Source organism: Acinetobacter sp. NS-4, assembly GCF_037402435.1.
Lineage (GTDB): Bacteria > Pseudomonadota > Gammaproteobacteria > Pseudomonadales > Moraxellaceae > Acinetobacter.
In genome coordinates this window covers 43,479-69,333 of record NZ_JBBEUE010000014.1, presented here as the reverse complement: position 1 = coordinate 69,333, position 25,855 = coordinate 43,479, and the positions used below count along the sequence as shown (strand labels likewise).

At 40.3% G+C, this 25,855-nt stretch carries 23 protein-coding genes; 8 read left to right on the top strand and 15 right to left on the bottom strand.

Translation table 11 applies throughout. The annotated features are described in order from the left end of the window. The first annotated feature begins 171 nt into the window (after nucleotides 1–171). The 3 genes from WAE57_RS11630 (at nucleotide 172) to htpG (ending at nucleotide 3,320) form a co-directional block, all read left to right on the top strand. Nucleotides 172–783: an OmpW family outer membrane protein gene (locus WAE57_RS11630; protein ID WP_337710744.1), complete on the top strand. Its 612-nt coding sequence runs from the start codon at nucleotides 172–174 to the stop codon at nucleotides 781–783. Between the two features lie 179 nt (nucleotides 784–962). Continuing rightward, nucleotides 963–1,307 (top strand): lysozyme inhibitor LprI family protein, encoded by a 345-nt coding sequence (locus tag WAE57_RS11625; protein WP_337710743.1) that lies wholly within the window; start codon nucleotides 963–965, stop codon nucleotides 1,305–1,307. A 93-nt stretch (nucleotides 1,308–1,400) separates the two neighbouring features. Next, entirely contained in the window at nucleotides 1,401–3,320 is a 1,920-nt protein-coding gene (htpG, locus tag WAE57_RS11620; protein ID WP_337710742.1) for a molecular chaperone HtpG, read from the top strand. A gap of 95 nt (nucleotides 3,321–3,415) precedes the next feature. Here htpG and WAE57_RS11615 read toward each other — a convergent pair whose 3' ends face one another. From WAE57_RS11615 to WAE57_RS11595, 5 genes are all read right to left on the bottom strand, one after another. Next, nucleotides 3,416–4,558 (bottom strand): hypothetical protein, encoded by a 1,143-nt coding sequence (locus WAE57_RS11615; RefSeq protein WP_337710741.1) that lies wholly within the window; start codon nucleotides 4,556–4,558, stop codon nucleotides 3,416–3,418. An 84-nt stretch (nucleotides 4,559–4,642) separates the two neighbouring features. Beyond that, entirely contained in the window at nucleotides 4,643–6,193 is a 1,551-nt protein-coding gene (locus WAE57_RS11610) for a hypothetical protein (RefSeq protein ID WP_337710740.1), read from the bottom strand. A gap of 10 nt (nucleotides 6,194–6,203) precedes the next feature. Next, entirely contained in the window at nucleotides 6,204–6,383 is a 180-nt protein-coding gene (locus WAE57_RS11605; protein WP_237787006.1) for a hypothetical protein, read from the bottom strand. 328 nt (nucleotides 6,384–6,711) lie between these two features. Continuing rightward, complete coding sequence (locus WAE57_RS11600) at nucleotides 6,712–6,897, bottom strand: hypothetical protein (protein WP_337710739.1); 186 nt, start codon at nucleotides 6,895–6,897, stop codon at nucleotides 6,712–6,714. Between the two features lie 245 nt (nucleotides 6,898–7,142). Beyond that, nucleotides 7,143–7,358 carry a glycine zipper domain-containing protein gene (locus WAE57_RS11595; RefSeq protein ID WP_086174589.1) on the bottom strand — a complete coding sequence of 72 codons (216 nt, stop codon included), beginning with the start codon at nucleotides 7,356–7,358 and terminating at the stop codon, nucleotides 7,143–7,145. Between the two features lie 241 nt (nucleotides 7,359–7,599). On the opposite strand from WAE57_RS11595, the gene WAE57_RS11590 reads away from it, so the two are divergent. Then, nucleotides 7,600–7,800 carry a dodecin family protein gene (locus WAE57_RS11590; protein ID WP_086174588.1) on the top strand — a complete coding sequence of 67 codons (201 nt, stop codon included), beginning with the start codon at nucleotides 7,600–7,602 and terminating at the stop codon, nucleotides 7,798–7,800. A 79-nt stretch (nucleotides 7,801–7,879) separates the two neighbouring features. On the opposite strand, the gene WAE57_RS11585 is transcribed toward WAE57_RS11590, so the two are convergent. Next, nucleotides 7,880–8,581, bottom strand: coding sequence for a DsbA family oxidoreductase (locus tag WAE57_RS11585; RefSeq protein WP_337710738.1), 702 nt, complete (start codon nucleotides 8,579–8,581; stop codon nucleotides 7,880–7,882). Between the two features lie 244 nt (nucleotides 8,582–8,825). Between WAE57_RS11585 and WAE57_RS11580 the strand changes: the two genes are divergently transcribed. After that, on the top strand, nucleotides 8,826–10,085 hold the full coding sequence (locus tag WAE57_RS11580; protein WP_337710737.1) for an outer membrane protein transport protein: 1,260 nt from the start codon (nucleotides 8,826–8,828) through the stop codon (nucleotides 10,083–10,085). Nucleotides 10,086–10,315: 230 nt separating this feature from the next. Beyond that, complete coding sequence (locus WAE57_RS11575) at nucleotides 10,316–11,065, top strand: hypothetical protein (protein ID WP_337710736.1); 750 nt, start codon at nucleotides 10,316–10,318, stop codon at nucleotides 11,063–11,065. A gap of 106 nt (nucleotides 11,066–11,171) precedes the next feature. Here WAE57_RS11575 and WAE57_RS11570 read toward each other — a convergent pair whose 3' ends face one another. The 3 genes from WAE57_RS11570 to ompR all read right to left on the bottom strand — a co-directional run bounded on the left by WAE57_RS11570 (nucleotide 11,172) and on the right by ompR (nucleotide 15,374). Then, complete coding sequence (locus tag WAE57_RS11570; protein WP_237787011.1) at nucleotides 11,172–12,689, bottom strand: acetyl-CoA hydrolase/transferase family protein; 1,518 nt, start codon at nucleotides 12,687–12,689, stop codon at nucleotides 11,172–11,174. A 205-nt stretch (nucleotides 12,690–12,894) separates the two neighbouring features. Next, nucleotides 12,895–14,355 (bottom strand): ATP-binding protein, encoded by a 1,461-nt coding sequence (locus WAE57_RS11565; protein ID WP_337710735.1) that lies wholly within the window; start codon nucleotides 14,353–14,355, stop codon nucleotides 12,895–12,897. Between the two features lie 254 nt (nucleotides 14,356–14,609). Then, the gene (gene ompR / locus WAE57_RS11560) at nucleotides 14,610–15,374 is read right to left on the bottom strand and encodes a two-component system response regulator OmpR (RefSeq protein WP_086174583.1); all 765 of its coding nucleotides are present in this window, start codon (nucleotides 15,372–15,374) and stop codon (nucleotides 14,610–14,612) included. Nucleotides 15,375–15,709: 335 nt separating this feature from the next. Here ompR and WAE57_RS11555 point away from each other — a divergent pair, with 335 nt between their 5' ends. After that, on the top strand, nucleotides 15,710–18,079 hold the full coding sequence (locus tag WAE57_RS11555; RefSeq protein ID WP_337710734.1) for a Tex family protein: 2,370 nt from the start codon (nucleotides 15,710–15,712) through the stop codon (nucleotides 18,077–18,079). A gap of 42 nt (nucleotides 18,080–18,121) precedes the next feature. Here the strand turns inward: WAE57_RS11555 and WAE57_RS11550 are convergent, their stop codons facing one another. From WAE57_RS11550 to WAE57_RS11525, 6 genes are all read right to left on the bottom strand, one after another. Further along, on the bottom strand, nucleotides 18,122–19,177 hold the full coding sequence (locus tag WAE57_RS11550; protein ID WP_337710733.1) for an RES family NAD+ phosphorylase: 1,056 nt from the start codon (nucleotides 19,175–19,177) through the stop codon (nucleotides 18,122–18,124). A gap of 1 nt (nucleotide 19,178) precedes the next feature. Further along, entirely contained in the window at nucleotides 19,179–20,084 is a 906-nt protein-coding gene (locus WAE57_RS11545; RefSeq protein WP_337710732.1) for a sce7725 family protein, read from the bottom strand. Next, nucleotides 20,050–20,919: a sce7726 family protein gene (locus WAE57_RS11540; RefSeq protein WP_337710731.1), complete on the bottom strand. Its 870-nt coding sequence runs from the start codon at nucleotides 20,917–20,919 to the stop codon at nucleotides 20,050–20,052. Before WAE57_RS11540 ends, WAE57_RS11545 begins: the two co-directional genes overlap by 35 nt. 63 nt (nucleotides 20,920–20,982) lie before the next feature. Next, the gene (locus WAE57_RS11535) at nucleotides 20,983–21,297 is read right to left on the bottom strand and encodes a hypothetical protein (protein WP_337710730.1); all 315 of its coding nucleotides are present in this window, start codon (nucleotides 21,295–21,297) and stop codon (nucleotides 20,983–20,985) included. A gap of 81 nt (nucleotides 21,298–21,378) precedes the next feature. Then, entirely contained in the window at nucleotides 21,379–22,266 is an 888-nt protein-coding gene (locus tag WAE57_RS11530) for an SDR family NAD(P)-dependent oxidoreductase (RefSeq protein WP_337710729.1), read from the bottom strand. Between the two features lie 309 nt (nucleotides 22,267–22,575). Then, nucleotides 22,576–23,853, bottom strand: a complete 1,278-nt coding sequence (locus WAE57_RS11525) for an aminotransferase class V-fold PLP-dependent enzyme (RefSeq protein WP_337710728.1) — start codon at nucleotides 23,851–23,853, stop codon at nucleotides 22,576–22,578. Nucleotides 23,854–24,177: 324 nt separating this feature from the next. Between WAE57_RS11525 and ettA the strand changes: the two genes are divergently transcribed. Then, nucleotides 24,178–25,839 carry an energy-dependent translational throttle protein EttA gene (gene ettA, locus WAE57_RS11520; protein WP_337710727.1) on the top strand — a complete coding sequence of 554 codons (1,662 nt, stop codon included), beginning with the start codon at nucleotides 24,178–24,180 and terminating at the stop codon, nucleotides 25,837–25,839. Nucleotides 25,840–25,855 lie beyond the last annotated feature (16 nt).

Below are 25,855 nucleotides of genomic sequence, written 5' to 3'. Positions count from 1 at the left end.
ATTAAAACCAACTATGTTGGTCTGATTAAAATAAATAACTAATATTTTCAATGGTTTAAAAATAAATGAAATTTAAAATAATTAATGGCTATTGCATATTAATAATAGGCGTGTTTATTATTAATTAATGTTTGAAAATTACTGTTAATATTCTTCCATAGGGGTTTAAAAATGTTAAAACAAGTTGCTCTTATTACATTATTGGGGATGTCTGCTTCTGCGATGGCAGGTCAGTGGCAGGTTAAAGTAGGTGGTTCTGTAGTTGCTCCAACAGAAGATACAGCAGTGGCTGGCGTAGGCGTTGTTCAAGCTGACAATGAATATGCGTTCACCCCTTCTGTGGAATATTTTTTCAATGACAATATTTCGACTGAATTACTTCTTGCAGCGCCAATTAGCCATGATGTAACACTCGATGGTGTTAATGCGGTTAAAATTAAACATTTACCGCCTACATTAACAGTGAAATATAACTTTAAAAACTCAACTGGCTTCACACCATACATTGGGGTTGGTGGTACAGCATTTGTTGCTTGGGATGAAAGCGAACGTGGTCCTTTAACTGGTACTGACGTTAAGGTTAAAGAGGACTTTGGTTTTGCAGGTCAAGTTGGATTTAACTTTAAACCAGCTGATGCGAAAAACTGGGGTGTATTTGCTGACGTACGTTATGCACAAATTAGTCCTGAAGTGACAGTTAAAGCGGGCGATACTACTGTTGCTCAATTTGACTTGGATATTGATCCACTTGTTTACACCATTGGTTATAGCTACAAATTCTAAAACCAAAACTAAAACTAAAATAACAAATCAGCGTCAAAATCCCCATCTCTGATGGGGATCTTTTTATTTACTTATTCAGTCACAATAAATCACACAAATTGAGCATTTTAGTTCTGTTTAATCATTAAAAATGCGTTTAAGTTAATCGTCTACAATAAGCTAAAAGAGTAAGAAGAATCATGAAATTATTCACTTTATGTGGTGCAGTCTTTTTTAGTTTTTTGATGGGTTCTGCATCTGCTGCCAGTTTTAATTGTGACAAGGCACGTACTGCAACAGAACATGCAATTTGTGATCATCGCGCTATTAATGATGCTGATGTCAAAATGGCCACCACCTACCAGATGATTAAACGTTTGGTACCGATGGGAACACGTGGGGTCATTCAGGATGAACAAGTCAAATGGTTACAGTTGCGCGATCAATGTGGCAATTCAAGCCGTTGTTTAACTGAAGTTTATAAAATGCGCCAACAAAAACTGGATCTGTATATGGAACGGGTCTATCAACAGGGTCCTTTTTAAGAAAAATTTATTTAGTCCTATTGAAAATTCGCTAACTCACTCCATTCATTAAGCATCCAATAAAAACTGTGTAATGAATTTAAGGAGTGATTTATGAGTGAACAAAGCGCACAAAAACATAGTTTCCAGGCCGAAGTAGCGCAGCTGTTACATTTAGTGACGCATTCTCTCTATTCAAACCCTGAAATTTTCCTGCGAGAACTGATCTCGAATGCTTCGGATGCCTGCGATAAGCTGCGTTTTGAAGGGATTAATCATCCTGAATATTATGAGAATGATCCTGACTTGCATGTACGTGTCAGCCTGGATAAAGAGAATAAAACCCTCACCATTTCTGATAATGGTATTGGCTTAACCCAACAGGAAGCCATTGATAACTTGGGTACCATTGCCAAATCAGGTACCAAAGACTTCATGTCTAAACTGTCTGGCGATCAAAAGTCAGATGCGCAATTGATTGGCCAGTTTGGTGTCGGGTTTTATTCAGGCTTTATTGTTGCTGAAAAAATTACCGTAGAATCACGTCATGCAGCTGCCGATACCACTGACGCAGTACGCTGGATCAGTACCGGTACCGGTGATTTCGAAGTTGAACAAATCAATAAGGCTTCACGTGGAACAGATATCATTTTGCATTTGCGTGACAATGCTCTTGAGTATTTAGAATCTTATAAAGTTAAGCAAATCATCAATAAATACTCTGACCACATCAGCTTGCCGATTGAAATGCAGAAAGAAATCTGGCAGCAAGAAGAAGCGGCTGAAGGTGAACAAGCTAAGCCTGGTGAATACGTCAAAACTGACGAATGGGAAGCGATTAACTCTGCCAGCGCACTCTGGACCCGCAATAAAAATGAGATCACTGAAGAGCAATATACCGAGTTCTACAAGAACTTGAGCCATGACTTTGATGCGCCTTTGGCCTGGACGCATAACCGTGTAGAAGGCAGTACCGAATACACCCAGTTGTTGTATGTGCCAAGCAAGGCGCCTGGCAACCTCTTTACCCGTGAAGCCAAAGCTGGCATCAAGCTGTATGTAAAACGCGTGTTTATTATGGATGAAGCGGATAATCTGATTCCAAACTATTTGCGTTTTGTGCAAGGGGTGGTGGATAGTGCCGATCTTCCCCTCAATGTTAGCCGTGAATTGCTGCAAGAAAGCCGCGATGTCAAAACCATTCGTGAAGGAAATGCCCGCCGTGTGCTGACCATGCTGGATGGTCTGGCAAAATCTGAAGATGAACAGGATCAGGAAAAATTCAAAACTTTCTATGCTGAATTTGGTTCAGTACTTAAGGAAGGCTTGGGTGAAGACTTGGGTAACCGTGAACGTATTTTAAAATTATTACGCTTCTCGACTTCAAGCAATGATGAAGTTTCAACTTCATTGAGCGATTATAAGGCTCGCATGAAAGAAGGCCAGAAGGCCATTTATTATGTAACTGCTGATAGTCTGGCTGCTGCAAAAAATTCTCCGCAGCTGGAATTGTTTAAGAAAAAAGGTATTGAAGTGCTGTTAATGGCAGACCGTGTAGATGAGTGGGCAATGGAATTTGTGCACGAGTTTGATGGTACACCTATGCAAAACGTGTCTAAAGGTGCCGTGGACTTGGGTGATCTGCAGGATGCTGAAGAGAAGAAAGCCCTGGAAGCAGCAGCTGAACAGTTTAAACCTGTCGTAGATAAGCTTTCAGATGCACTCAAGGCCAAAACCCAACAAGTGCGGGTGACTACGCGTTTGGTCGATTCACCTGCATGTTTGGTGACAGGTGAAGGTGAACTTTCGCCGCAATTGATTCGTATGTTGAAACAAGCCGGTCAGGCTGTTCCTGAGTCGAAACCGATCTTGGAAATTAACCCGGAACATCCTTTGGTGAAAAAGCTGGAAGGATCGAACCAGTTTGATGATTTGGCCAATGTGATTTTTGATCAGGCCGTGATTGCCGAGGGTGGTCTACCGGAAGATCCTGCTGCCTATGTTAAGCGTATCAATAGTTTATTGTTGAAATAAGTACGCTTTGCTGTGCAATAAAAAACCTCCTCCGGGAGGTTTTTTATTGCAGGAAAATATAAATCATGGTTGCTCAATTTCTGGAGCTGACCTGCCTAGAACAATGCTTCTAGGCGCACTGATGCGCCAAGGAAATGACTCCGGTTTTCACGCTGGTCATTGAGATAGTTCAAATCGCCCTGTAGAAAAAACCATTCACGCACGAAAGGTTGTCGCCATGAAATATAGGGTCCCCAACTATTCAGGCGGAGGTCATTATTATTATAAAAACCGCCAGTATAGAGGCCATAGGCAAAACGGTTATTATGGAAAAACTGATGTTGTCTAAACAGATAATTATCCCAGCTTAAGTCATCAACTTGCTGATCCGAATAGGTCAGGCTGAACTGATTGGACAGAAATGCCTGATTCGGACGAGAATGTGAGAGTTCCAGATTGGTTCTTAAGTAGTTTTCACTCTGAATCCCATAGCGGTAAATCTGTTCAGCACGGAATCTGAAATCATTTTCCAGTTGCCAGTCTCTTGAAGCCTTTAGCCGTAAATAAATATCATCTCCTGAACGGACCCCTAAATCCAGATCGGTCTCAAAAGGAAGACGCTTGGAAAAATCAGACCAACGCAGGGCTAAAGAGCTGTTACTTTCTCGCGTCCGTTCACTGTCTAAAGCTTTACTACTGCTGCTATCCGGGTTTTCATCGGTAATGGCGATATTATTTTTCAGTTCGTTATCCAGAGAGTCATCACCAAATATTAGGCTGACTTTACGTTCTAAGGTCGGAAGTTTAATTTTTCCACGAAGACGCGGCTTAATTTCATAACCATCATGTTTATTCCAGCTGTTATCGATAATCAGACGGAGGGTTGCTGAAGCTGGATCATTCGGATCGGTTTCTCCAAACCAGTTATCAATTTTATGTGAGCTACGGTCGGTCCAATTCCGGATTTCATGTTGTTTGCGATCTAGCCAGCTTTGCTTTTCAGTGGCTTGTATGGGAGGAACAATCACTGCATCCGACTGTTGCGGTAAAACTGTCGGCATCGCATCAATCAGGCTTGGAATCTGATAGAGCAAATTAGAATTTGTTTCTGTTTCTGTTTCTGTTTCTGTTTCTGTTGCGATACGCTTTGGTTGATTAGCCCCGGTTTCAGCTAAGTTTGACCAGCTGACAGTAGACATTAATCCAGAGATCAACACACATAAGAGGGGTTTTAATATAGATAATTGTTTTTGCTGCATATCCTTGCTCTTATATTATCTGATGCTGTCTAGTCTGTTAAAAATACAGACTAAAAAGCAAGCTTTGGCTACAAAAATAAAAACTTAATCTGAAATATGTTTTTGAATCTCTTTATATAATTCCCGGCAATCGATTGGAGGCTTGAATTGGGCAATAATCATCTGAATCATTTGCCAGCTAATTCCATGATGGCGTTCTAATAAAAAATAAGGATAAGCCGATTCAGTCTGTGAGAGGGCTAAACGTTTTTGCCCATGAATGATGCGTATTTTTTGCCGTTCTTTGAGTAAAAGTAGCGGAGTATGAATATTGGCAGCACTTTCTTCAAACTGAATAATTTTTTGGGTCTGAAGCAGTTGTGCAGGAATAAACGGAATATAGTTTTCATCATTCCAGATACAAACAGCCTTATGGATATAGGCCTCAAACAGCGATTCAATGTCGGTAAAACGATCGGCCAAGTCTACCCAGAAAATCTGCTTAATTGCAGCCATGGCATGCTGGGAAGGAGCATTAAATAATTGCATTAACCGAATGGCCTGCATCTGGTCTTCTGCACCCAATAAAGCCAGATATTTAATAAAATGACCTTGCTGGCTAATCTGTTCTGCCAGATAAATCGGGCGTTGTTGCCAGTTTTCTATGTCTGCCCCATACAACAGTAAATCTACATGCTGGTAAAGTTCAGGCAGGACAGAAATGTCTAAACTGTATAGCTGTTGTAGCGAAGTATCTTCGCTATGCAGCGAATGCAGATGCGCCACGTATTGATTAAGTTTCAGAGTTTCTGGAACATCCTTTATTGCAGGGAACTGATCTGCCGGATTTTTTGTATCCGTCTCCGTGAGAGAAGAATCAGCAATGAGCTCTGCTACGAAAGTAGGCTGCTGGCTTTGCTGCATAGATGCATCAGTTACTGTCTGATCTTGCTTTGCATCAACCTCCGCTATGAATAGCTCACTCGAATTTGATGCTTTATTTAGAGCAATGATTTGAAGTTCATCAGCAGATACGGTTAGATTTGTCTCGGTCTCGGTCTCGGTCTCGGTCTCGGTCTCGGTCTCGGTCTCGGTCTCGGTCTCGGTCTCGGTCTCGGTCTCGGTCTCGGTCTCGGTCTCGGTCTCAGTTAAAGCCTTGGCTATCTGTTGCGCAACAAAACTCTGGATTTGCTTGAGTTCATGGTCGGTTTTTAGGCAGCGATAGCTCTGCTGTTGTTCCAGCATCCAATGATAAGTGTCATCCAGATTTCCCCATTCGCTGATTAATGCGGTACGGTTTGATGCGGGAATTAACCAGATTTGCCAACCTTGGTGTGGGTCATACAAAATCGCCCAACCAAAATCCGGATGCAGATAAAGGGCTTTTTCTAGCGCACTATCTTGTTGAAATACCCCACGAAAAGAGAGTTGAAACAAGGTTTGAGCAGCAAAATCTTTGGCTGCTTTTTCAGGCTGGATGTGTGATTTAAATTTTAAGATCTGTTTTTTAAAAATGGGTTCATCGCATAAAGCAAAGATTTCTTTTACCCGTGCTTTTGATCGGGCAATTTCAAAAAAAGATAAGGAACGTTGCTCCAATCCATCGAGGAGTTGATTTAATTCTTTAATCAGCTTGGCTTTTTCCAATACATTCATGCGCTGACCTCTAGAGATGCTTTTGTGCTTTTTCTAGATAACTTGCCAATACGATATTGATCGCAAGTTCAAGTAATTTGTATTCTGCAGACGTGGGCTGAGGGTAATGCTCAGCAAGCACGACCAACTTGTCGATGTTGACCGTTTGCGGAGGAATCTTCCCTTGAATCAGCGCTTGAAGTTCTTGCATATGAACACTTTTGATAGAGTGAATTATTTGTTTAATTGTTTTGATTATATGTATTTAGCAAGAAAAAGCATGAAAAAAATTGTCAGTTTTTGAGCATTTATAGACATAATTTGCAAAAAATGTAAATTTTAAATAAAAAACAAGCAACTTTTTTTGGCGAGGTCGAGACAAATCCTGCAATAAGTTTGTAGTTGTTCAATAATTTTGAAAAGAAAGGGATGAAATTGCGACAAAGAAAAAATTTTGTCTGAACAAAAGCTGCTGATTAATGGGCATAAAAAAAACCAGACGGAGATCACTCAATCTGGTTTTTTATTTGGAGCGCTGGTTAAGCAGCTTTTTTAGATCCAGTTACACTGTGCTCGACAGCATCAGTAGCAGGTGCTTTTTGTTCAGCATTCATTGTTTCAACCGCTTTTTTAACAGGGAAATCTGGAATATAAACAATTTGAGCAGATACATGGGCAGAGCAAGCCACAACAGCTACAGCCCAAAACGATTTAATCACGTTCATCATTTTTTCCTTTAGATGCAAGGATGTCTGGAACATTAAAAAAATAAACCAGGCAAGGAGATGGGTAAAAATAAACTTCACATGAATATTATCAATAAATGATCACATTAAGTAAGGGTTTGAGGGCTAAAAAAGATGAATGGCGAGTTTAAAAAATTATATATATCATATGTTTAGAGTCTTTACTCTAAGGCAGATCGTCCTTTAGCAATCTGCCTTAAATCTTTTAAAAATATAAATAAATTCTACATTTTATGGCATGAATTCTGGCATTTTTTCTCATAAACCTTGCCAGCCACACCTCCAATAATGGCCCCGCTGAAAGTGCCAAAAACAGGTAATACGCTACCAGCAACTGCGCCAATCAGTGCACCTGTTACTGTCGGGGAAAAACGGGATTTTGCACATGGACGTTGTTCAGGGGTAGCATCAACAGCAGCATTTTGTGTTTCAGTGTTCATATTTACCTCTATAAATTTCATGATTTGGAACCGAGATATTCCGCATACTAGCCTAGCGAATTGCACTTTTTATTGTGTCCAAGCCTTGTATAGATAAGTTGTCTTTTGTAAGAAGCGCGCAGCAAAAACAGATAATGTGACCTGGATGTAAGTTTTTGCGCTGTAATGTTAAAACTTACTTTTTTGTTTAAAAAATATCCTATGATCATGGCTCAAAATAATAAAACCTGAGGTGAAAACAATGGCTATAGCAAAAGTGGTTGAGGTTAATTCAAGCAGTAATAAAAGTTTTGAAGATGCTATTCAAACTGGAATCGAGAAAGTCACCGAAACAGTTAAAAATGTGCAAGGTGCATGGATTAATGAACAAAAGGTGGTGATTAAGGATAAAAAAATTACAGAATATCGGGTGAATTTAAAAATTAGTTTCTTGGTTGATTGAACAGATAAATAAATCTTAAGATAAAAAAATCCCCACTATCTGGGGATTTTCATTTGCTTGCTCTGCCTAAGACTTAAGCTTATTTTTCTGGCAGGTCACAGTTATCTTCTTTACACACTGCCGTATCTTCAGCTGGCATATTGGCTTGTTGAGGAGCTTGCTGTGCTTTTTCCATCACCTGTAAAAACACTTCACGTGGCTGTGCACCCGCTAGCGCGATACGTTGATCAAAAACAAAGAATGGTACACCGGTGACTTTTAATTGATCACGGGCCACATCTTCATCGAATTTAACAAAGTCGGCATATTCTTCTGAATTGAGCAGATCATCCACTTCAACCGGATTTAAGCCAATGCGTGCTGCGACATCTTCCAGTGTTTCGCGCTCGCCGATCGGTAATCCTTGAGTCATATAGCTGTAAAAAAAGGCTTCTTTGGCTTCCGATCCCAAACCTTTGCTTTGGGCTAAATGAATAATGCGGTGGGCATTGAAAGTATTACCCGAGTTGGCATTTTCCCAGTTGAACTGAATACCTTCTTCGGCTGCCATGGCAGCAATATTACGCTGCATTTCTTCAACTTCGACCAGGGTGCGGCCATATTTTTGTGCGAGACGCTCAGAGTTGGATATTTCCTGACGAACGGGTGCTTCCGGATCAAGCTCATAGCTATGCCAATGCACTTCAAGTTCTACACCTGCTTGTTCAGCAGCAGCTTCCAGACGTTTTTTACCAATATAACAAAATGGACAAACCACATCTGACCAAATATCTACACGCATGAGAGTTCTCTTATCTTTTCTTGATTCTATTGATGGGGATGGAGATTAAAATTTAAAGCATCTAAGAATGAAAAATGAGGACTTTATCAAATGACATAAAAATATAGATCTAAAGACAAAGTGAAACTTTAAGCATTGTAATGATTATGAAAATATCAAATAAGCATTTCCAATTTAATTAGATTACAAGAATAGCAATAAATAATATGCTTAAAAATATATTATTATTTTATTAATTGTTAATATGAATACTCCAACTTCTATCCGTTTATTAACTGTTTTATTGCCGCTGATCAGTACTCCTGTATTTGCAACGACTGGATACTTTATGCATGGTTATGGCATTAAGGCTCAGGGCAATGCCGGGACCTCGATTGCACATTTTCAAGATGCATTGACCATCGCGAATAACCCGGCAGGGTTGAGCTGGATAGGCTCGAGAATCGATATTGGCGCAACAATTTTTGCACCTGATCGCTCATCAGAAATAGTCGGGAATGCTGTACCGGGTGCCAATGGTCATTATGACGGCAATGGCCGCAAGTATTTCGTACTGCCTGAATTTGCCTATAACCATCAAGTGAATGATCAAGTTAATTTGGGGATTGCTATTTATGGCAATGGCGGTATGAATACCAGCTATAAGCAAAATCCATTTGCTGCATTTGGGAATCAAGGGAGTGCGGGGGTGGATTTGTCACAGATCTTTATTTCTCCTGCTGTCTCTTGGCACTATGCAAAAAATCAATCGATTGGTGTTGCAACCAATATCTTGTATCAACGTTTTGAAGCAAAAGGTATTACCGGCTTTGCGGGTTTTTCTGTTGATGGCGATAAGCTCAGTAATAAGGGTAAAGACTCCGCCACAGGCGTGGGCGTGCGTGTGGGTTGGGCCGGGAAGTTTTTGGATGAGCGTTTAACTCTAGGTGCAAATTATGCGTCTAAAATTGATGCAGACCGTTTTGATCAATACAGTGGCTTATTTGCAGAACAAGGTGATTTCGATGTACCTGAAAGTTATGGTATTGGTGCAGCCTATCAGCTGACAGCAAAGTTGAATGTGGCTGCAGATGTGGAACGTATTAACTATTCAGATGTAGGTTCGGTTGGACATGCTATTAACCCACTGTTCCAAGGGCATGCCTTTGGTTCTGATCAAGGTCCGGGCTTTGGCTGGAATGACATTAACGTGTATAAAGTTGCAGCAAGCTATCAGGTGCATCCAAAATTAACATTACGTGCCGGGTATAGTCATAACGATCAGCCAATTTCGGCGGATCAAACCTTCTTGAATATCTTGGCACCCGGGGTCGTACAAGATCATCTGAGCGTAGGCACAACATGGAATGTAGATGCTCATCAAGAGCTCAGCATTGCATATACCCATGCTTTAGAAAAAGAAGTAAAGGGTAACCAGTCCATTCCTGCAAACTTTGGTGGTGGTGAAGCGAATTTGACAATGAGTCAGAACATTTTAGGCTTGGCTTATGGTTATAAGTTCTAACTTCTGGATTTTAAAAGACGTAATATAAAGCTCTTTTAAGCCCTTTTCATAGGGCTTTTTTTAGGCCTGCAGTTTAATCTTCAATAAGCCATTTTCTTAAACAAGGCACATGGACTAGGTTTTAACTCATTTGTTGTCCTGCATACTTTGTGTACTTATTGTTTAATAAATGAACGATTTAAGCCTAAATCAAGTTATGATGGAAAAAAGGCGGTATAGAGGAGTCTGGTATGCCCAGAATTTTTCTCATCTTGGCATTGGCAACATGCAGTGTATTTGGCTGGATGTTTTATCAATATTCGGTCCAGCAAAAAGAACTCAGCCAACTGCACAGCTACCAGACGGTATTGTATGAAAAAGCTGAACTGATTTATCTGCAGGCGCAAGACTGGTCCAAGCCAATCAATATCCAAGTTTCAGATCCGCGTTTACAGGGCGATTATAAGGTAATGGCAGACTTCGTCCTGAGCCAGATGATTCAGAATGCTGAAGCCAGAAATAAATATTTGCGTGATCTTAAAGCGATTCATTGGGATCAATTTTTAAATATTGACCGTTTGGATCAGGATCGGAAACACAAGTTTGCAGAAACAGAGCAGATGCTACAGCAAGCCCATCTTCTGGCTGCACAGTATCAACAGCAAAGCCAGCAACGCCACGATAATACCTTGGCTCGAGCCAAACAGTTGTCAATCAAGGCACATCTGCGTCACCAATTAATTAATAGCTTGCGCGACAGTCGTGATAATGATCAAAGCCATGCCTTATTTGCTTTGGAACAGCAAGTACTCAATAAGGCCGATGTTCTGTTTCAGGTTTTAAAAAATAATCAATGGGAAAAAAAGAACAAGACCTTTATGTTTTATCAGGATCAACCGCTAAAACAATTTAATGCCTTGTATCAGGAAATTTTACAGTTAAATGCAGAAATGGAAAAAATTAAAAAGCAAAACCGTCAGGCGGTTGAGCAGCGCTTATAGTCTTTAAATTTCTATCGTGGTTGGCTGGCTCAGTTTGATAAGCTGCCTATAAAATAAAAAAGCGTACCGGAGTACGCTTTTTTTTTAATGCGATGTAGCAGCGTGATTAAGCGCTTTTAGCTTCCGCTGAAGCAGCCAACATGTGACCGGTTTCTTCAAAGTTAGAATGCCAAGACAAAGCTTCACGAAGAAGATGTGGAGTATGACCCCCTTTGGCACATGCACGATCAAAGTAATCATTTAATGCATCACGGTACATCGGGTGTGCACAGTTGTCGATAATCGCACGAGCACGTTCACGTGGAGCAAGACCACGTAAGTCAGCAAGACCCTGTTCAGTTACCAGGATGTCTACGTCGTGTTCAGCATGGTCTACGTGAGATGCGAATGGAACGATAGAAGAAATATCGCCACCTTTTGCAATCGATTTAGTCACGAAGATTGCCAAGTGTGCATTACGTGCGAAGTCACCTGAACCACCAATACCGTTCATCATTTTGGTGCCGCAAACGTGAGTTGAGTTTACGTTACCGTAAATATCAAACTCGAGCGCAGTATTGATACCGATAATACCTAGACGGCGAACTAATTCAGGGTGGTTCGAAATTTCCTGTGGACGAAGCACAAGTTTGTCTTTGTATGCTTCCAGGTTGTTAAATACTTTTTCGCCATATTTAGCAGAAAGGGTAATAGATGAACCTGAAGCAAATTTCATTTTGCCTGCATCAATCAATTCAAAAGTACAGTCTTGAAGTACTTCAGAGTACATCACCAAGTCTTCGAAGTTTGAATCTTTCAAACCGGTCAATACAGCGTTGGCAATTGAACCAATACCTGCTTGTAATGGGCCAAGGTTAGATGGAAGACGGCCTTCAGCCACTTCTTTTTCAAAGAATGCGATCAAGTGGTTCGCAATACCTTGAGTTTCATCATCTGGCTCAGTCACAGTTGATGGTGAGTCATGATATTCACCATTAAATACAATACCTACAATCTTAGACGGATCAATATTGATCGCATGTGTACCAATACGCTCATCAACCTTGGTCAAAGGAATTGGCTGACGGGTTGGACGATACGTTGGAATGTAGATGTCGTGTAAGCCTTCAAAAGCAGGGCTTAAGTTGGTGTTGATTTCTACAATCACTTTTTCAGCAAAGATTGCAAAGCTTGCAGAGTTACCTACAGAAGTCGTTGGGATGATGCCACCATCTTCAGTGATTGCAACAGCTTCAATCACTGCTACATCAGGTTTTTTTAACTGAAGGTTACGCATTTGCTCAACCGTTTCAGACAAATGCTGATCGATGAACATCACTTCGCCTTTGTTAATGGCTTTACGTAAAGTATTATCTACTTGGAACGGTAAACGACGAGCAAGTACACCAGCTTCAGTTAATTGTTTATCTAGGTCGTTACCCAGGCTTGCACCTGTGATTAAAGTAATTTTTAAAGGATTACTTTGAGCTTGTTTTACAAGCGCTAAAGGTACAGCTTTTGCTTCACCTGCACGAGTAAAGCCACTCATACCTACAGTCATACCATCTTGGATAAAAGTAGCAGCTTGTTCTGCGCTCATGACTTTGTCATGAAGTGACGCTAAACGAATACGATCTAAAGACATGGTTTACGCTCAATTCTTGTTCAAAACTAGACGGATTGTACCGTCCAAAAAACAAATTGTGCATGCCTGTTAGGCTAAGGTCTAATTTTTTGAAAAAATGTGGGTATAACGATTTTTTATGGTTTTTAATCTATTGATTTTTAGTAGTTAAAAACCAATAGATTAATAGCTGAGCAAAACTGTTTGTTGATTAATTAACCAAACCTTAAAAATGCCCAGTGATTGTTTGTTTAATTTTTCCTAAGGCGCCTTGCGGGATATTTTCCTCAACTTCATCGTGTAGTAGAGGTAAAGAAATAAGTGCTTCTAAACCACCCTGAGGACGATTATGGATCGTGAGCTTGCCTTGATGAAGATCAACAATGCGTTTCACGATGGCCAAACCTAAACCACTGCCTTGTATGGTACGGGCTTCATTACCGCGCACAAAAGGTTGCATTAAATCTTCAATTTGGTCTTCAGGAATGCCTTCGCCATGGTCGGCAACCTGAATCAGTAGATGATGATTTTCCACTTGGGCCGATAATTCGATTGGTTCGGCACCATAGCGTTTTGAGTTGTTAATGAGATTGCCAATCAGGCGTTTTAAAGACTGGCTACGCGCCTGAATGGTCGGCACTTCTTGCGCTTCAAAACGTACATCCAGAGGTTTGAACTGAATCACTAATTCTTGTAACAGCATATTAATGTCAGTGTCCTGGAGTTCTTCATCTGAGCCATCGCGCATGTAGGAGATAAACTGGTTCAGAATGGCATCCATATCTTCAACATCATAAATGAAGCCTTCTTTCAGAAAGTCATCATCGGGCATCATTTCTGCACTTAAGCGGATGCGGGTGAGGGGAGTACGCAAGTCATGAGAAATCCCTGCCAACATGATACGGCGGTCGCGTTCAGTCTGATCCAGGGTATAAATCATATGGTTGAAAGCCCGGTTCACTTCACGAATTTCTTGTGGCCCATGATTGGTTTCAAGATAGGGCGCCGAGCCGGTTTTACTGTAGCTGTTAGCCGCATTTTGCAAACGGCGCAAGGGCCGGTTTAGCTGGCGAACCAGGGTTAAAATGATGGCAGCGGCAATCAGTGGCACACCAAATAACCAGCCATAGACCAGTTCAGGACTATAGTTGGCATAGGTTTTTAAGGGTTCACGAACCCAATGTCCATTCATTTCCGGGGTTTGAATCCAAATACGCGGACTGGGTTTAAACTGGAAATAGACCGTGACATTTTCAATTTTTAGTTCTTTCGCCAGTTTTTTTTCTATCTGATTGGTAAAAAACTCGGCAATCACCTTGTCCTTTACATTGGGATATTCTTTGGGGTTGGTGACATATTCAATCCCAACCCGGTTTTTTAGCCAGGTGTCGACATCCACTTCGGCATCATTATGAAAAATCCGTAACTCAGGATTATTCAGAATTTCCAGTTCGACCCCTAAATAGCGGGCATGCTGTTGAATTTCAGGAAGGTAAAGGGTACGCCAGAAGAACCACAACGACATAAATAAGCTGAAAAATACAATGAATAACACGAGCACGGTGGTACGCATTGCGGCTGAACGTGGCTTTATTTTGTCGAGAAAGCGATTCCATGAGGTTCGCTTCTTTTCAGAATAAGCTTCGTAATCAGTAAATTTTTGCGGGTCGATGGGTTCGAGTTTCACACCGGATTCCTGTGGGCGTATTCTAAAAATTGCAGTTATTTTATTCGCGGTGGAATCTTACTGCTTGTACCTTCGATGGAAGGAGCTCGTTGTGTTACTTTTTTAAAAAAGTAACACCGTTACGCAAGAAAACTTTTGCCATTCGCTGAACTCGCCATCATTCATCTATAAATTCTGTTGAAGGATGCTTCGAACAGCAGCGAATGGCTTTTCCGGACAAGTATTTGAGTTTATCTTATCCGATAAAAATTGGCTTATTCAGCACCATCTGGAACAAAGACATAACCTACACCCCAAACCGTTTGAATGTAGCGCGCACGGGCAGGGTTTTCTTCAACCAGACGACGTAAACGAGACACCTGAACGTCAATCGAGCGTTCCATTGCCCCCCATTCACGACCACGCGCCAAATTCATCAACTTGTCACGGGTTAAAGGTTCACGTGGATGTTGCACTAACGCTTTCAGTACCGCGAACTCACCTGTGGTCAACGTTACCACTTGACCTTCACGAGTCAGGGTGCGGGTAGATAAATCCAGTGACCATGGGCCAAAGCTGACTACTTCCATTTGCTGGCTTGGTGCACCCGGAACTTCACGTACCTGACGACGTAACACGGCACGAATACGCGCCAGCAGTTCATTTGGGTTAAAAGGCTTAGGCAAGTAATCGTCGGCACCCGCTTCTAGCCCGGCAATACGGTCAGAATCGCTACCACGTGCAGTCAGCATGATAATCGGCGTATCAATATTCGATTGGCGTAAACGACGGCAAATACTTAAGCCATCTTCAACCGGAAGCATAAAATCGAGCACGATCAAGGAGAAAAGTTCGCGCTGCAATAAACGATCCATTTGCGTTGCATCGTGAGCGGTTTTGACCACGAAGCCTTTATCTTCTAGAAAACGCTGTAACAACGTACGTAAACGCACATCGTCATCTACAACGAGAATGCGTTCGACGCGATCAGTTTCAGTTTGTACTGGATCTGTTTTTTCAGCAGGTACCACTAAACTCATGATGTGCTCCTTATTCTTTATTGTCATCGTAAACAAAAGTTCGGATAGCCTTGAGTATACGATTCATTTGTATCTGTTTGCTATGCTCTAAAGCAACAAATATTGCAGATAAAATCAAGACATAGATACCAAATGTATACATCTAAATTATCGTTCATCTTGCTGAATATGTAGAGTAAAAATCTACTTGTCACTTAATTTTGTGAGAAATTCTGAAAAAGACATCAATTGGCAATATGAACCACTTATAAATTTAATCAAAACAATTGTGGATTTTATGGGCTTGGTCTTTATAATCATGCCATTTAGTACTTATCCTTGTGGGATCAAACACGATGACTGACTTAGTTCAGCAGTTAGCAAAAGAAATTGCCGTACGTCCAAATCAAGTAGAAGCTGCCATCAAGCTGATTGATGAAGGTGCCAGCGTTCCATTTATCGCACGTTACCGTAAAGAAGTAACGCAAGGCTTGGACGATACCCAGTTACGCCAACTCGACAACCGTTTATCGTATTTACGTGATTTATTTGAACGCCGTGAAAAAGTAATCGAATCTCTGAAAGAACAAAATAAATTGTCAGATGATTTGTTGGCACGTGTAAATGCTGCTGAAACCAAGAATGCTTTAGAAGAGATTTATGCGCCGTACCGTCCAAAACGTACCAGCAAATCTTTTAAAGCCAAAGAAGCAGGTTTGGGACCAATTGCTGAAAAAATCTTTAGCGAACAAGTTGATCCAGCAGAAGCTTTAGCTGGCTTTAGCCATGAAGATTATCCAGATTTAGAAAGTCAGCTCGATGCGATCCAGCATATTCTGCTTGATGACTGGGCACAAAACATTGCTTTAACCACTGAATTAAAAGCGGCATTTGCTAAAACAGCAGTTTTAAAAAGCGCAGTTGCAAGTGATGAGAAAAAAGAAGTCGGCAAAAAATTCCGTGATTACTTCGATTTTTCAGAAAACTTCAATAAGGTACCTTCACATCGCTTGCTTGCAATGCTTCGCGGCCGTCAAGAAAATGTCTTGGGCTTAAAAGTGGATGGTGAAGATGATGCACCCCTTGCGCGTATTGAAACTGAATACAATCTGGAAACAGTACAACCGCAAGCACGTCAAGACTACTTGAAACAAACTGCAAAACTGTTCTGGTTAGGCAAGGTTCGTCCACAAATCGAACATTCATTGTTGACTGAAAAACGTCTTGCTGCTGAAGCTGAAGCAATGGACGTATTTGCAGAAAACTTACGTCATTTATTGCTTTCTGCTCCTGCAGGCGCGCGTTGTACCTTAGGTGTAGATCCAGGCATCCGTACTGGTGTGAAACTGGCAGTGGTAAACCAGTCAGGTGATGTGGTTGCGCATAGCACTATTTACCCGTTTGCACCCAAAGAAGATAAAGAAGGTTCAATTGCTGAACTTGCACGTCTGTGCCGTGAATTCAATGTTGACCTGATTGCGATTGGTAATGGTACTGCAAGCCGTGAAACTGAAGCAGTTGTAGCTGAAATGATGGCTCAAAATGCTGATCTTAATCTAACGCGTGTTTCAGTGAGTGAAGCTGGGGCATCGGTTTATTCAGCTTCTGAACTGGCTTCACAAGAGCTTCCTGAATTAGACGTTACCATTCGTGGCGCAGTTTCAATTGCACGCCGTTTACAAGATCCATTGGCAGAACTTGTGAAAATTGATCCGAAATCAATTGGTGTAGGTCAGTACCAACACGATGTGAACCAAGCGGGCTTGGCAAAAACCCTTGAAGCAGTAGTGGAAGACTGTGTGAACTCGGTCGGTGTAGATGTAAATACTGCATCTTCAGCGATTTTGGGTTATATCGCAGGTTTAAATAAATCAATTGCACAACAGATTGTCGATTTCCGTAAAGAAAATGGCCGTTTTGATAACCGTCAAAGTCTGAAAAAAGTGCCACGTTTAGGCGAACGTACTTTTGAGCAAGCAGCAGGTTTCTTGCGTATTCAAGATGGTTCTGAACCACTGGATGCATCTGCGGTTCACCCTGAATCTTATGCTTTGGTGAGCAAAATTGTTGAAGCAAAAGCCACTACGGTAAAAGACATTATTGGCAATTCTGAAATCATCCGCCAAGTGAATGCAGAAGAATTTGCAGATGAGCAATTTGGTTTGCCAACCATTCAAGATGTATTGTCTGAACTTGAAAAACCGGGTCGTGACCCACGTCCGGAATTCCGTACTGCCAAATTCCGTGAAGACATTACTGAAGTGTCACAATTGACTGAAGGCATGCAGCTGGAAGGCGTAATCACCAATGTCACCAACTTCGGTGCATTTGTGGATGTAGGCGTACACCAAGACGGTTTAGTGCATATTTCTGAACTGGCGAACGAGTTTGTATCAGATCCGCACAAAGTAGTAAAACCGGGTCAGATCGTGCAAGTTCGTGTGTTAACTGTAGATGCTGAGCGTAACCGTGTGAATTTGTCGATGCGTCCTGAAGGTTCTGAAGCACCTGCTAAAGCGCCACGTCAGCCACGCCGTGAGCAAACTCATGGTCAAAATCAGGAACAACGCGGTGAGCGTAAGCCACAAGGCAAACGTCCACAGCATGTACGTCCGCAAGGCGACCGCCCTCAAGCGAAGAAACCTCAATCGGCTAAACCACAAGAGCAAAAAATTGGTGGTTTGGGGGCATTGTTATTACAAGCAGGGATTAAAGGTTCCAAATAATCTTTAACTGCTAAAAGAAAACCTCCCAATTGGGAGGTTTTTTTATTCATATTTGAGGTCTACACCATTAATTCTTATTTGCTGGGTTGATAAGGTTTTTTGCCAATCTATTAATTCTTGATCAAAAATAACTACATTAAAGCCTTTACCAAAAGAACTTTGGAACACTAATCCCTTAAGGTCGCCTATGTTTTTAAAAAATTCAGTAATAAATTGAGTGGGAATATAATCTAATCGAGATCGATGTGGTAATACAGGTAAAGATAATTCGCGGGAAAAATCCTCAAGAAGGTTAACTAATTTTAAAATATTTTTGAAATCAAAATTGTCATCATTTTCTGCTAAAGATAAAAATGATATGTTTTTTCTAGGAGTTCTTAAGTCTATTACTTTGAAATCGCATATAGGATTAATACTAACGATATTTACTTGTTGACCATTAGCTGGTCGTACTTCAGTTAGGCATGTATCAAGTGTTTCGGCAGCATATAAATATGGAATTCCATCAGGGTTAGCACGACCAAAGGTAACTTTATCATTTGGAGGTTGTTTCATTTCACCATTCTGAAGAATTTGTTCTGAAATACGAGCCCTAAAAAGTTGATCAGATGTAGTTATTTCATAATTTAACTCTTCAATAACATTTGTAAAAATATTGAATAGGTTACCTTGTTCTAAGAATGCTTCTTTATAGAGAGTGGTTTGAGGAAAAAATCTATTTTTATTTATTAATTCGGCTTTTAATTCTTCCCACCCGTTATCTAAATCTTGAGATAAGAGTTCAAATTTTTTATCTAAAAGTAATGGTTTATGTTCATAAAATGTATCTTTTACTAATGCGTGAATATTTGTTAAAGGGTTGAAAAGTGAAAACTCTATTTTTAATATTTCAGCAATATTTAAACCAGTTTCAGATTCTCGATAATTAGTCTCAATCACCTCAATAATTGGAGTAATTAGATTGAATAATTCACTTGTTTCAATTGTACTTTCTTCATTACTTCTACAATAAATACAACGTTGAATTTTTCCTAAATTATGAATTTTTTCACGTAAATTTTTATCAGTAAAACATTTGCTACAACATCTCTGAGCCATATTAAGACTCCTGATCTGCTAAATAAATAGAAATTGTTTGTATGTGATGTTTAATTGATAGTTTTTTGACTTGTCCAAGGCCAGGGAAGTGTTCTGAAAGGTGTAAAGCTTTGAATTCTTCTAATCCTATTGTGTCTGAGTAAGGGATTGCTTGAGTTTCAGTATCAGCGATTAATTGATTAAGAGCTTGCTTGAATTTAGCACCTGGATTTGTTGGTGTGCCATCATCTTTAGATGAGTAATGTCGTATAAATAATTCATCAAATCTGTTGAAATCAATATATGAGCAATGGATTGTTACTACATAGGCTGGACCTCCACCTTCACTAAAATCATCACCAGTAATAGTATAGTCTCCAAATCCAATATTAGATTCTTCTTCATAGTAACTATGTAGTGATGAGAATGGAGACTCTTTAGGATAATCAGCATTCTTTTTTTGTTTTCTAAAAAAATCTTCATAAGTGACTTTATTAGAAATTAATTTTTTAACATTCGGACTAGTATCATTTTGAATGAAGTTAATTTTTGATTCTTTTGAGAAATTAATAATTTCTTGATCTATACCTTTTTGTATAAATAAACCGAAATCATTTATTTCGAGAAAGTCTTTATATGTTTCAGTATTTTCATTAATTGAATATAAGATTTGATAACGGAGATAATCGAATTTCTTTAATTCTTCATATAAATTTTTAGGTAAATTTGAGAAATCACCAATCGTGGGATTAATGATTATATAGGGTTCTATAGTATTGGAATTGAGAGCCTCAATAGTTTTTACAAGTGCTTTTATATCTGTTTTTACAGGTTCTATGACTGGCGTGAAATTTTTAAGTTCTAATGGTGCAAGCTCCCTTAAAGCTAGAAGTTCATTTAATTTTCCCCTCAAAATTGGGTAATACATTAAGGTTTTTCTCCGAAAAAGTTTTTATAAGATTTTGAATATCATTTGGTTTGAATTTAAAGCTAATTAGTGCATTAGTCAAAGAATTTGGTAATGAACTTATAGCCTTAGCATTATTCTTTCGTGTAACTTTCAAAGTGGATAAAAATTCTTTTTTTACTATTCTTGGTTCATAAGATTTAATGATTTTTTCGCATAATTCATATAATCGAGTATTGGGAACATCTATTTTTAGTTGATATAGTTTTTCAGCAATAGATTGATATTCATTTTTACGAAGAGACTTCATCATGAGTTCGATATCTAATTGCTTAGTCTCGATAGGCTCACGTATAGTTTTTAAAGTATTTTTTTCTGTTAATACGATTATACCGACTTCTTTAGATGCCAAATCCAAAACAGAATCTACCATTTTTGGAGAACAAACTACATTTACCTTATCGAATAATTTTAAGTACGAGGTTAGTTGGTCTTCTAGTCGAACCAAACTGTCATATTCTGTTTTAATTTCATAACAAGTTGAGCAGCCGTTAAGTAGTACAAGATCAGCTTTATTCGTGCCAACTCGGAATTCTGACAGAAGAATAGAAGAGTTAAGAGAATGGCGACCAAGTAATATATTTCGAGCAATTATATTTTTATAAATATACTCATTGCGGTAATTCTTGCTAAGAGTTTTGTATGCATTTTCATAAAGCTCTTCAAAGGTTTGAGCTTGATACTGATTAGCTATTTCGTGTAGCTTTAACTTTTTTAAAGCAAAAAAATCATTGCCAGCAACGGCATTTAAGCAGTTGCTTGTGAATAACTTAGCAATTTCTCTTTCAGCGATCATAGTCATTAAGCATATTAAGAATATATACATTGTATAAAAAAACCTCCCACTTGGGAGGTTTTTTTATGCGAGCTTTGGCACGATCCAGCCACAAATAATTAGCATAATGCCCAAATGCCCCAACTTACGACTCACTTTTTCTAATATTGAAACTTGCACAGCTGACTGTTGAGATCCACTTTTCATTTTTATCGATGCAACCGCCTCATTGAAATGCAAAAATATAGCCAGATCGATACAAATTAAAATACCGCCGATATCACTGACTATGTCCATCAATTGATAATCTTGCAGGTATAGAGAAGTACCGACCTGATAGCAAAGAAAAAGAGCAAAAGCAAAGCAGGCATATTGAAAAATAACAGCAGCGATCCGCATAAAACATCTAAAAAGCAAAAATGATGGGGTTTATAGCATAAAAAAAGCCAGTCTAGTGGCTGGCTTTCGTATTGCAGAATCTTACCAGTGCTCACCCGGGAACAGGCGTGCATACGCTTTTTGTACCCAGTTTAATTTCTGTGGCTGACCTATCGAAGCGGAAGAACTTGGGAACAGGTTATAACCAATCGACATCAATTTATTATTGATGTCTGGCGCAATCGAATAGGTGATTGATGCTAAACGACCTAAGTTGGTTGCCACTTTTTTCGGACGCTTCACAATTGCATAAGCAATTAAATCTGCTGCCTGTTCAGGAGACAGGGTGGGTACATATTTATAGATTTTGGTTGGTGCAATCATTGGGGTACGAACCAATGGCATGTAAACTGAAGTAATGGCAATTTTATGTGAATGAACTTCGGCAGACAGACAGCGGCTGAAAGCATCCAGTGCGGCTTTAGAAGCCACATAAGCGGAAAAGCGTGTCGCATTGGCCAAGACACCAATCGAGCTGATATTGATGATATGACCATCGCGGCGGATCATCATTTGCGGCAGGATATTCATCACCAAACGCACTGCACCAAAGTAATTGAGTTGCATGGTACGTTCAAAATCATGGAAACGGTCTGTTGATTCATGAACAGCACGACGAATTGAGCGTCCGGCATTGTTGATCAGAATATCAATATGGTCTACAGATGCTAAAATTTGTTTTGATACTTCATCAATAGAGTCCATGTCGTTTAAATCACATGGGAAAACAGAGGCTTTGCCGCCTTTGGCTTCTATTTCTTCTTTAACTTGATCTAATGTTTCTTTGGTACGAGCCACCAACAGAACATGTGCACCAGCATCGGCAAGTTTATACGCAGCGGTTAAACCAATACCACTCGATGCACCTGTGATTAAAACAACTTTGCCGTTGACTCGATTCTGAAAGAGTTTCTCTAGTCTTGAATTCACAATATTTTCCTGGTTTCAATAGAATAAAAATTTGGATTATTTTTTTAGTTGATTCTAGCGCTCAAGATTTGGGGAAGTTGAGCTATTCTCGAGTCGACTATAATAACGAATGTAAAAAAAAAATCTAGAAATAAGTTATTGAATTTACAAATATAATTAGAGTAATTGCTCTATTATTGTTCTAATATTAATTTAATTTTTACCATGAATTTAAAGCAAAGCAAAGAGAAATAACCAGAAAATTACAAGCAAATAAAAAAGCCTTCCTTCGTTCAGAAAGAAGGCCACATTGTATTGAAATCAAAGGCTTTAAACTTGAGCCAATGCCTGTTCCAAATCGGCAATTAAATCATCAATATGCTCAATACCGACAGATAAACGTACCATATCAATACTGACCCCGGCCGATTTCAATTCTTCTTCATTGAGCTGGCGGTGAGTCGTAGTAGCAGGGTGACAAGCCAGACTTTTGGCATCGCCAATATTGACCAAGCGGGTAAAGAGTTGCAGTGCATCAATAAAGCGGGTGCCGCCATCAAGACCATCTTGCACCCCAAAAGACAGGATTGCAGACGGTTTACCTTTCACATATTTTTGTGCCAAGGCATGTTGAGGATGGTCTTTTAGACCTGCATAGTTCACCCAATTTACTTTGGCATGTTGCTGTAAATATTCAGCAACTTTTTGCGCATTTTCAGTATGACGCTCCATGCGGAGGTTAAGCGTTTCCAGACCTTGCAAGATCAGGAATACACTGAGCGGGCTAATGGCAGCACCGGTGTTGCGTAATGGCACCACACGTGCGCGGGCGATATACGCTGCTTCACCCAAAGCTTCGACATAATTAACCCCATGATAACTTGGATCAGGCGTGTTCAATACCTTGAAGCGTTCAGGATATTTGCCCCAAGGGAATTTACCGCTATCGACAATGGCACCGCCGATGGAATTGCCATGTCCGCCGATATATTTTGTCAGTGAATGCACCACAATGTCGGCGCCATATTCGAAAGGCTTAAGCAGAGCAGGAGTGGCCACGGTATTGTCCACAATCACCGGTACGCCGTATTCATGGGCAATGTTTGCAATGGCTTCCAGGTCAATGATATTGCCTAGTGGATTACCAATCGATTCGACAAAGACCAGCTTGGTTTTGTCATCAATCAAGTCGCGTAAGCTTTCAGGTTTTTGATAATCAAAGAAACGAACTTCAATGCCTTGCTTCGGTAAGGTATGGGCAAACAGGTTGTATGTACCGCCATAGAGCGTTGAAACCGAGGCAATATTGTCACCTGCTTCAGCAATGGTCTGGATGGAATAGGTAATCGCAGACATGCCGGAGGCTAGGGCCAAAGCACCAATCCCGCCTTCCAGTGCAGCCAGACGTTGTTCTAAAACAGCTGTGGTGGGATTCATAATCCGGGTATAGATATTGCCCTGAACCTTTAAATCGAATAAATCTGCCCCATGTTGGGTATTGTCAAAAGCATAAGAAGTCGTTTGATAAATGGGTACAGCGACCGCTTTTGTGGTCGGTTCAGGGCTATATCCGGCATGAATGGCAAGTGTTTCGTCTTTATAAGTCATGTTTACGTCATCTTTGTGAGTTAATTGTTTCGGTTGGTTATTTAATTAGTTTATCATCTGTGAATATGAATAAAAGTGCATATTATAGAAAAGAATATCTAATTTTCTTATATATACGGATTTTATTCAGTCAGATTTGAATACAACCTAGTGTCTATGATTATGTTTAAAAAACCAACACGCCATTAGTTGTAACATTCTATTGAAGATGCATGCTATGCCTTATTTTTTTTGTACATTCATCGTATAATGCCGGCCAAATATTTGTTCGCATTCTGCTTTGGTTAGAGTGCGAATGTTGCTTTTTCTATAGAGGAGTCCTACGTGGCCCAATATATTTACACGATGAACCGTGTGTCTAAGATGGTTCCGCCTAAGCGCGAAATCTTAAAAGACATCTCTTTATCATTCTTTCCAGGCGCAAAAATTGGTGTGCTTGGTTTAAACGGTGCAGGTAAATCTACCTTGCTTCGTATTATGGCTGGCGTAGATAAAGATTTCTCAGGTGAAGCGCGTGCTCAACCGGGTATTAAAATCGGCTATCTTGAGCAAGAACCACCACTTGATCCAAATAAAGACGTCCGTGGCAACATTGAAGATGGTTTGCGTGAACCACTAGATGCCTTGGCACGTTTGGATGAAGTTTTTGCTGAATACGCAGCTGAAGATGCAGACTTTGATGCTCTTGCAAAAGAGCAAGAAAAGCTGGAAGCGATTATCCATTCTTGGGATGCGCATAACCTAAGCAACCAGATGGATCAAGCTGCTGCTGCATTAAACTTACCAGCTTGGGATGCAGACGTAACCTTGCTTTCAGGTGGTGAACGCCGTCGTGTTGCACTTTGCCGTTTGCTATTGTCTAAACCGGACATGTTGCTTCTTGATGAACCGACTAACCATTTGGATGCAGAATCTGTATCTTGGTTAGAACGTTTCTTGAAAGACTTCCCGGGTACCATCGTGGCGATTACCCATGACCGTTACTTCCTGGATAACGTTGCGGAATGGATTCTTGAGCTTGACCGTGGCATGGGTATTCCTTACCAAGGTAACTACTCTTCTTGGCTTGAGCAGAAAAATGCCCGTTTAGAGCAAGAAAACAAACAAGAAGAATCTTTTGCCAAGGCATTGAAAAAAGAACTTGAATGGGTTCGTTCAAATGCCAAAGGTCAGCAAAAGAAAAACAAAGCGCGTATGGAGCGTTTTGAAGAGCTTAACTCACGCGAATTCCAGCAGCGTAATGAAACCTCTGAAATCTACATTCCACCTGGTCCACGTTTGGGCAACAAGGTGGTTGAAGTTGAAGGGATTAGCAAATCATTTGATGGTCGTCTGCTGTATAAAGACTTAACCTTCACAGTACCACCAACAGCAATTGTCGGTATCGTGGGTCCGAACGGTGCAGGTAAAACCACATTGTTCCGTATGATGACTGGAGAACAGCAACCGGATACTGGTACGGTGACCTTAGGTGAGTCGGTTAAAGTGGCTTATGTAGGTCAGATCCGTGACACACTAGACAATAATAAAACGGTTTGGGAAGAAGTGTCTGGCGGCCTGGATATTTTACGCATTGGCGATTACGAAATTGCCTCTCGTGCCTATATCGGTCGCTTTAACTTTAAAGGTCAAGATCAGCAAAAACGTGTCGGCGAATTGTCAGGTGGTGAGCGTAACCGTTTACAACTTGCGAAAATCCTGCAAATGGGTGCAAACGTAATTTTGCTGGATGAGCCATCGAACGACTTGGATATCGAAACCTTACGTGCACTTGAGGATGCAATTCTTGTATTCCCGGGTACTGTAATGGTGGTGTCGCATGACCGTTGGTTCCTGGACCGTATCGCAACGCACATCTTGTCATTTGAAAATGAACAGCCTGAATTCTATGAAGGTAACTATGCGGAATATGAAGCATACCGTCAGGCACGTTTAGGTGATGCTGCTGTACAAAAACGTACTAAATACAAAAAAATCGGTGGTTAATCTCTGATTTGATGTA